Source organism: Rhodoferax sp., assembly GCF_028689305.1.
Classification (GTDB): Bacteria; Pseudomonadota; Gammaproteobacteria; order Burkholderiales; family Burkholderiaceae_C; genus Rhodoferax.
Genome location: NZ_JAQTWM010000084.1, coordinates 1 through 6187 on the forward strand (window position 1 = coordinate 1; position 6187 = coordinate 6187).

At 63.9% G+C, this 6187-nt stretch carries 6 protein-coding genes; 4 read left to right on the top strand and 2 right to left on the bottom strand.

Features of this window, described 5'->3' with window-relative positions; genetic code table 11:
- Positions 1-1310: glutamate--cysteine ligase (gene gshA, locus PHW99_RS14850; RefSeq protein ID WP_300179172.1), on the top strand; the 1310-nt coding region annotated here is incomplete at its 5' end.
- 40 nt (positions 1311-1350) lie between these two features.
- Here gshA and PHW99_RS14855 read toward each other — a convergent pair.
- The gene (locus tag PHW99_RS14855) at positions 1351-2835 is read right to left on the bottom strand and encodes a M48 family metalloprotease (RefSeq protein WP_300179175.1); all 1485 of its coding nucleotides are present in this window, start codon (positions 2833-2835) and stop codon (positions 1351-1353) included.
- A 104-nt stretch (positions 2836-2939) separates the two neighbouring features.
- Here PHW99_RS14855 and dbpA point away from each other — a divergent pair, with 104 nt between their 5' ends.
- Positions 2940-4328, top strand: a complete 1389-nt coding sequence (gene dbpA, locus PHW99_RS14860; protein ID WP_300179178.1) for an ATP-dependent RNA helicase DbpA — start codon at positions 2940-2942, stop codon at positions 4326-4328.
- A 134-nt stretch (positions 4329-4462) separates the two neighbouring features.
- Positions 4463-4696, top strand: a complete 234-nt coding sequence (locus PHW99_RS14865; RefSeq protein ID WP_300179181.1) for a hypothetical protein — start codon at positions 4463-4465, stop codon at positions 4694-4696.
- Between the two features lie 6 nt (positions 4697-4702).
- Here PHW99_RS14865 and PHW99_RS14870 read toward each other — a convergent pair whose 3' ends face one another.
- On the bottom strand, positions 4703-5398 hold the full coding sequence (locus tag PHW99_RS14870; protein ID WP_300179183.1) for a lytic transglycosylase domain-containing protein: 696 nt from the start codon (positions 5396-5398) through the stop codon (positions 4703-4705).
- Between the two features lie 115 nt (positions 5399-5513).
- Here PHW99_RS14870 and PHW99_RS14875 point away from each other — a divergent pair.
- Positions 5514-6187 (top strand): methyltransferase domain-containing protein (locus tag PHW99_RS14875; protein WP_300179185.1); only part of this gene is annotated, 674 nt, incomplete at its 3' end.

Sequence of the window (6187 nt, forward strand, 5' to 3'; positions counted from 1 at the left end):
AGCTGGGTGGTGAGTTTTTGTGGGCCGGCTCCATGCCGTGCAAGATCGGCACCGATGCCGACATCGCCATCGCCAACTACGGCAGCTCCAACGCCGCACGCTTCAAGCAGGTCTACCGCGAGGGCCTCGGCCTGCGTTATGGCCGTGCCATGCAAACCATTGCCGGCGCGCACTACAACTGGTCGCTGCCACAGGCGTTCTGGCCGATGCTGCAGGACTGTTGTCCGGGTGAAGAGCCCCTGCAGGACTTCATCAGCCGGCGTTATTTCGGACTGATCCGCAATTTCCTGCGTTATGGCTGGCTGATTCCCTACCTGTTTGGCGCCTCACCGGCACTGTGCCAGTCGTTCCTGCAAGGCCACCCGTCGGACCTGACGGAACTCACCCCCGGCACGCTGCACGGGCGTTACGCCACCAGCCTGCGCATGAGTGACCTGGGTTACCAGAACCGGGCGCAGGACAAGCTGGCGGTCAGCTTCAACTCACTGGCCGAGTACACCGCCGCGCTGGAAGCCGCCATCCGCACGCCCGACCCGTTTTATGAAGAACTCGGCGTGCGCAACGGTGACCACTGGAAACAGCTCAACGCCTGCCTGCTGCAGACCGAAAGCGAGTTCTACGCCGCCATGCGTCCCAAACGCGTGAGTGAGGCGCGCCCGGCGCTGGCGCTGAAAACCCAGGGGGTGCAATACATCGAGATGCGGCTGTTTGACCTGAACCCATTCATCGACATCGGCATTGCGCCCGAACAAAGCCTGTTTGCCGACGCCCTGCTGTTGATGTGCCTGTTTCGCGACAGCCCGCCGATCACCAGCCGCGAGCAGGGGGAAAACGACGAGAACAAACACCGGGTGGTCACCCGTGGCCGCCAACCGGACCTGCAATTGCTGGTGCACAACCGCGAACAGCCGCTGCGCACGCTGGCCCACGAGCTGTTTGACGACATGGCCCCGTTTGCCGAGATGCTGGACAACGCCTACGGTGGCCGCAGCTACCAGCAGACCTTGCAGGACCTGCGCCAACGCATCGACCAGCCCGAGCTGACCCCGTCCGCCCAGGTGCTGGAGGCCATCAGGCAGCACGGCGGGTATTTCAACTTTGCCTTTGCCATGTCCAAGGTGCACACCCAGAGCCTGCAGGCGATGGCCATGGCGCCAGACACTTATGCCAGGTTCAAGACCACCGCCCTTGAGTCCTTGGCGACCCAGGCGCACATTGACGCCAGGTCTGAAGCGCCGTTTGAAGATTTTGTGGCGGCCTATTACGCCACCCCGCCCACGCTCATTTCTACCAGCAAAATCAGCATCTAGCCCGGACCCACATTGCCTGAACAGCTATCAAAAATAGAGCTTACTCAACCACCTTGACCACCTGCCCTGGCGCGGGCTGACCACCCCCGTAATAACCGTTGAGCAGACGCAACTGCGCCTCGGCGTTGGGAAGCGGTGAACTTCTGGCCAGCTGGGCAAAACCACCGGCCGGAAACGCCTCCGTCTTGAGGGTCCAGGGCCGGGCGGCGGTGCGGTCGGGGGCACTCAGGGGCCGAAAACTCATCTGCGCCTGCGCCAGCGGTCTGGCTGCCGCGCGCAGGGCTGCGGCATTTTTGCCGACCGGCAGCAACACGTAAAAGCGGCCGCCAGGCCCGGACACCAGGGTGGCATCGATGGGCCGGGTCTGCCCCTGTGACTCACGGCTGCCGACAAAGTGGGTGGCCGCCAGGCCGTTGATCGTCAGCCGCTCAGCGTGTCCCTGGCTGGGCTGCAGCATGTTGCGGATCACGTCTTCATGGGTTTTGCCGGCTTGGGGCGTGGCCAGCTGCACCAGCAGCCCGGCGTCTGCGGCCGGGTTGACCAGCGCCAGCTGCTCGGGCTCGTTCTGGACCGTCCAGCCCGCCGGAGCGGTCAAGGCGATGCCGAGCACCGGGTGGTAGAAGTTCTGGCCGCGCGTCAACCCGTGTTCGGCGCTGTCACCAAAGGTCAGCCCGGCCGTGGCTTGCAGATAGCGCGCGCGGCCTTCGTCGGCGGCATAGTGGCCCTGGTATCTGGCAGCCAGCTGGGTGATCAGTTGCAGACGTTCGTCGTTGCTGGGGTGCGAGGCCAGCCAGCTGCTAGCAGCCGGCACCGCCCGCCCGGCAGCGCGCGCCTGGTCGGCGGCAAAACGCTCCTGGTTTTTCAGCGTCCCGATCACGTTGATCATGTAGCGCGGGTTGTAGGCATTGCGCGCCAGATATTCGGCCCCCAGCCCGTCCGCCTGCAGTTCCTGATCCCGGCCGTAAGAGGCGATATAGCCGGCGGCCACGGTTTGCGAGACATCGCCGGCAAGCTGCCCGGCGCCGCTGACCCCCTGGCTTTCGAGCACGGCACCGAGCACCGTGGCCGCCAGCACCCCCAGTCCGGCGTCCATCTGGCGCGTGGCGCGCTGGGCGCCGTGACGGGCAGTGACGTGGCCGATCTCATGACCCATCACGCCGGCCAGCTCGGCCTCGCTTTGCAGGTAGGCCATGATGCCGCGGGTGACATAGACATAACCGCCAGGCAGCGCAAAAGCGTTGATCTCGGGGCTGTCCAGCACCGTGAAATGCCACTGCAACTGGCTGCGGTGCGACAGCTTGGCCAAGCGCTGGCCCAGGTTGTTGACATAGGCCTGCAGCCGGGCGTCCGCCACCATGCCGTACGCCTTGAGCACCTCCTGGTGCGCCTTGGCGCCTTCGGCCATTTCGGTGGGTTCGTCCATCACCGAGCGCTCGGTCTGGCCCGTCACCGGGTTCAGCACCGGACTGCCGCAGCCAGTCAGCAGTGCCATCGACAACATCAAGGGAATCAGGGGGTGGCGCATGACAGTTCTTTCGAGGCATCCCGCGCCCGCGACGGGCCTGGCGCAGTCCGGGCATTGTGCCCAAGAAACCAGCCGGTTCGGGCCGCGGTCACGATAATCACCCCATGACACACTCCGACAACACCCTGTTCAACACCCTGCCGCTGAACCCCGCCACACTGGACAACCTGGCACAACTGGGGTACCTGGCCATGACCCCGATCCAGGCCGCGAGCCTGCCCGCCGCGCTGGCCGGCAAGGACCTGATCGCCCAGGCCCAGACCGGCAGTGGCAAGACGGCTGCCTTCGGCCTGGCGCTGCTGGAGCGGCTGAACCCGCGCCGTTTTGCCGTGCAGGCCCTGGTGCTGTGCCCGACCCGCGAGCTGGCCGACCAGGTGACGGTGGAAATCCGCCGGCTGGCACGCGCCCTGGACAACATCAAGGTGGTGACGCTGTGCGGCGGCGTGGCACTGCGCGGCCAGCGCGCCTCGCTGGAAAACGGCGCGCACATCATCGTGGGCACCCCCGGTCGGGTGATGGACCATCTGGCGCGCGGCTACCTGACGCTGGAGGCGCTCAACACCCTGGTGCTGGATGAGGCCGACCGCATGCTCGACATGGGCTTTTTCGATGACATCGTGACAGTCACCAAGCAATGCCCGCCAGAGCGGCAAACGCTGCTGTTTTCGGCCACCTACCCCGAAGGCATTGACAAGCTGGCGCGTCAGTTCATGCGCCAGCCGGTTCAGATCAAGGTGGAAGCCGCCGCCACCCAAAGCCTGATCGAACAGCGCTTTTACGAAGTGACCCGCCCGACCCGCTTTGAGACGGTGGCCAAACTGCTCAACCACTTCCGCCCCGTCAGCACGCTGGCGTTTTGCAACACCAAGCAGCAGTGCAAAGACCTGGTGGCCTACCTGCAGGCGCAGGGCTTCAGCGCACTGGCCTTGTATGGCGAGCTGGAGCAGCGCGAGCGCGACCAGGTGCTGGCCCAGTTTGCCAACCGCAGCACCTCGGTGCTGGTGGCCACCGACGTGGCCTCGCGCGGGATCGACATCAAGGAGCTGGAGGCGGTGATCAATGTCGACATCACCCCCGACCCCGAGGTGCATGTGCACCGCATTGGCCGCACAGGCCGCGCCGGTGAAGCGGGCTTGGCGCTGAGCCTGGCCGCCATGTACGAGATGGGGGCGGTGGGCAAGATCGAGCAGTACCAGAACCAGCCCTCCACCTGGCACAAGATGGAGGAACTCACCCCCAGCGGCCAAGGCCCGCTGCAGCCTCCGATGGTGACGCTGCAAATCCTGGGTGGCCGCAAGGAAAAAATCCGCCCCGGCGACGTGCTGGGCGCCCTGACTGCCGATGCCGGCTACAGCCGCGAGCAGATCGGCAAGATCAACGTGACCGAGTTCACCACCTTTGTGGCCGTGCAGCGCGACATTGCGCTGCAGGCCATGCAAAAACTCAACGCGGGCAAGGTCAAGGGCCGCAGTGTCAAGGTGCGCCTGATTTGAGCCTGACGCGTTGTCAGGTAAATTCTGACACGCGGTCCAGCCAAATGCCGACTTCAGATTGAAATGGACAGGGATACAGTCCATTTCAACGCTTTGCAGTTCGCAAAATGTGTTTGACACAGCAGGAGTCCGCCATGAAAACCACCCCCGAAGCCCTCAATCCGTTCAGCCTGATGATGGAGCCGGAGCGCGTGTTACACACCATGGAGCGTTCACAACAGCTGCGCGGCCTGCGCCGCCACAAACTGCGCCCGCTGGACAAACCGCTGATCCCCTATACCTCGGAGGCACTGGCCAGCCGGGCGGCGTATGACGCCATGGTGGACGCGCAGGAACTCGATGCGCTGGACGACTACCTGCTCAATTAACCCGCATTACCCTGCGTGGGCCTGCAGCAGCTGGTAGATCGACATGACCTTGCGCACGTAGGACTGCGTTTCCTTGTAATTGGGAATGCGGTTGCCGGCACGTGCCACTGCCCCCTCACCTGCGTTGTAGGCCGCCAGCGCCAGCTCGGTTTGCCCACCAAACAATTTCAGCAAGTCGGCCAGGTAACGGGTTCCGGTCTGGATGTTCAGGTCCGGGTCGGCCAATTTGGCGGAGACGGTCGCCCCGCGGTCTGACTGCACCCCATACCGCTGCGCCGTGGTCGGCATGACCTGCATCAACCCGACAGCGCCCTTGGAAGACACGGCCTTGGGGTTGAAGGCCGACTCGGTGGCCACCACGGCCTTCAGCAAGTCCACATCCACACCATAAGATTGCGCGGCAGCGGACAGGCTGCCATGCACGGCCTGGTAGGCGGGAGACGCATGGATAACGGCCACCGTGGTGTGCGCCGTCGCGTCCGGCAGGCTGGCTCGGCTGGTGCCCTGCAACGGTTCGGTGGCATTGGACGAGATCACCAGTTGCCCTTTTTTGCCGGGTGGCTCATTGGTGAACTGGATCACCCCGTTTTCATCCACCACCTTCCAGACATCGGCCAGGGCCAGACCAGGCAACGTGCAGCCCAGCGTCAGCCCCAAGGTGGCCAAGGGACGCCATGGCGGCATTACCGGTAGTCTGGTCATACGCATCAAATCCGAATTCAAACTGGTTTCAGTGAAGCTGGGCATTTTAAGTGACGTGGGGCGGCCTGTGGCGCTGACGGCCGTGGAGCAGTTCAAGCTGGGATAATCCTGCGTTATGCCCAATGCCAACTCTTCACAACACGTCTACCAGCGCACCGTCAGTGGCGATGACAGCCAGGATTCCCTATCCATCATCGCCAGCCTGATTGAACCCGGGCAAACCCTGCTTGATCTGGGGATGGGCACAGGAGGACTGGGTCAGTACCTGAGCCAACGCTTTGCCATTGTCGCCGACGGCGTCACCCTGAACCCGGCCGAAGCCGAACTGGCCCGTGACTGGTACCGGCAGACCCGGGTAGCCGATCTGGACAGTGCAAACCTGAGCGAGTTATTTGGGGCGCAGGTGTATGACTGTATCGTCTGCGCTGACGTGCTGGAACACCTCAAGGCGCCTGAACACGTTCTGGCGCAATGCAAGGCCTTGTTGAAACCTGGCGGACGATTGATCGTGTCTGTGCCCAATGCCGGCTACTGTGGCCTGATTGCCGAGTTGATCCAGGGCGAATTCCGTTACCGTCCGGAAGGCTTGCTCGACAACACCCATCTGCGCTTTTTCACCCGCCAATCCCTGCGCCGTTTTTTGACGGCCCAAGGGTGGTGTGCCACCGATATCCGGGTGACCCGGCGCGATTTGCTGGCCTCGGAATTCGCCGTGCCGTTTGATGGCCTGCCACCGGCCGTGGCCCGACATCTGCTGGCCTTGCCCGACGCGCTGACGTACCAGTTTGT

Excerpts from the sequence above, each read along its gene's own strand:
- PHW99_RS14855 (WP_300179175.1), bottom strand. The coding sequence starts at position 2,835 with ATGCGCCACCCCCTGATTCCCTTGATGTTGTCGATGGCACTGCTGACT.
- dbpA (WP_300179178.1), top strand. The coding sequence starts at position 2,940 with ATGACACACTCCGACAACACCCTGTTCAACACCCTGCCGCTGAACCCC.
- PHW99_RS14865 (WP_300179181.1), top strand. The coding sequence starts at position 4,463 with ATGAAAACCACCCCCGAAGCCCTCAATCCGTTCAGCCTGATGATGGAG.
- PHW99_RS14870 (WP_300179183.1), bottom strand. The coding sequence starts at position 5,398 with ATGACCAGACTACCGGTAATGCCGCCATGGCGTCCCTTGGCCACCTTG.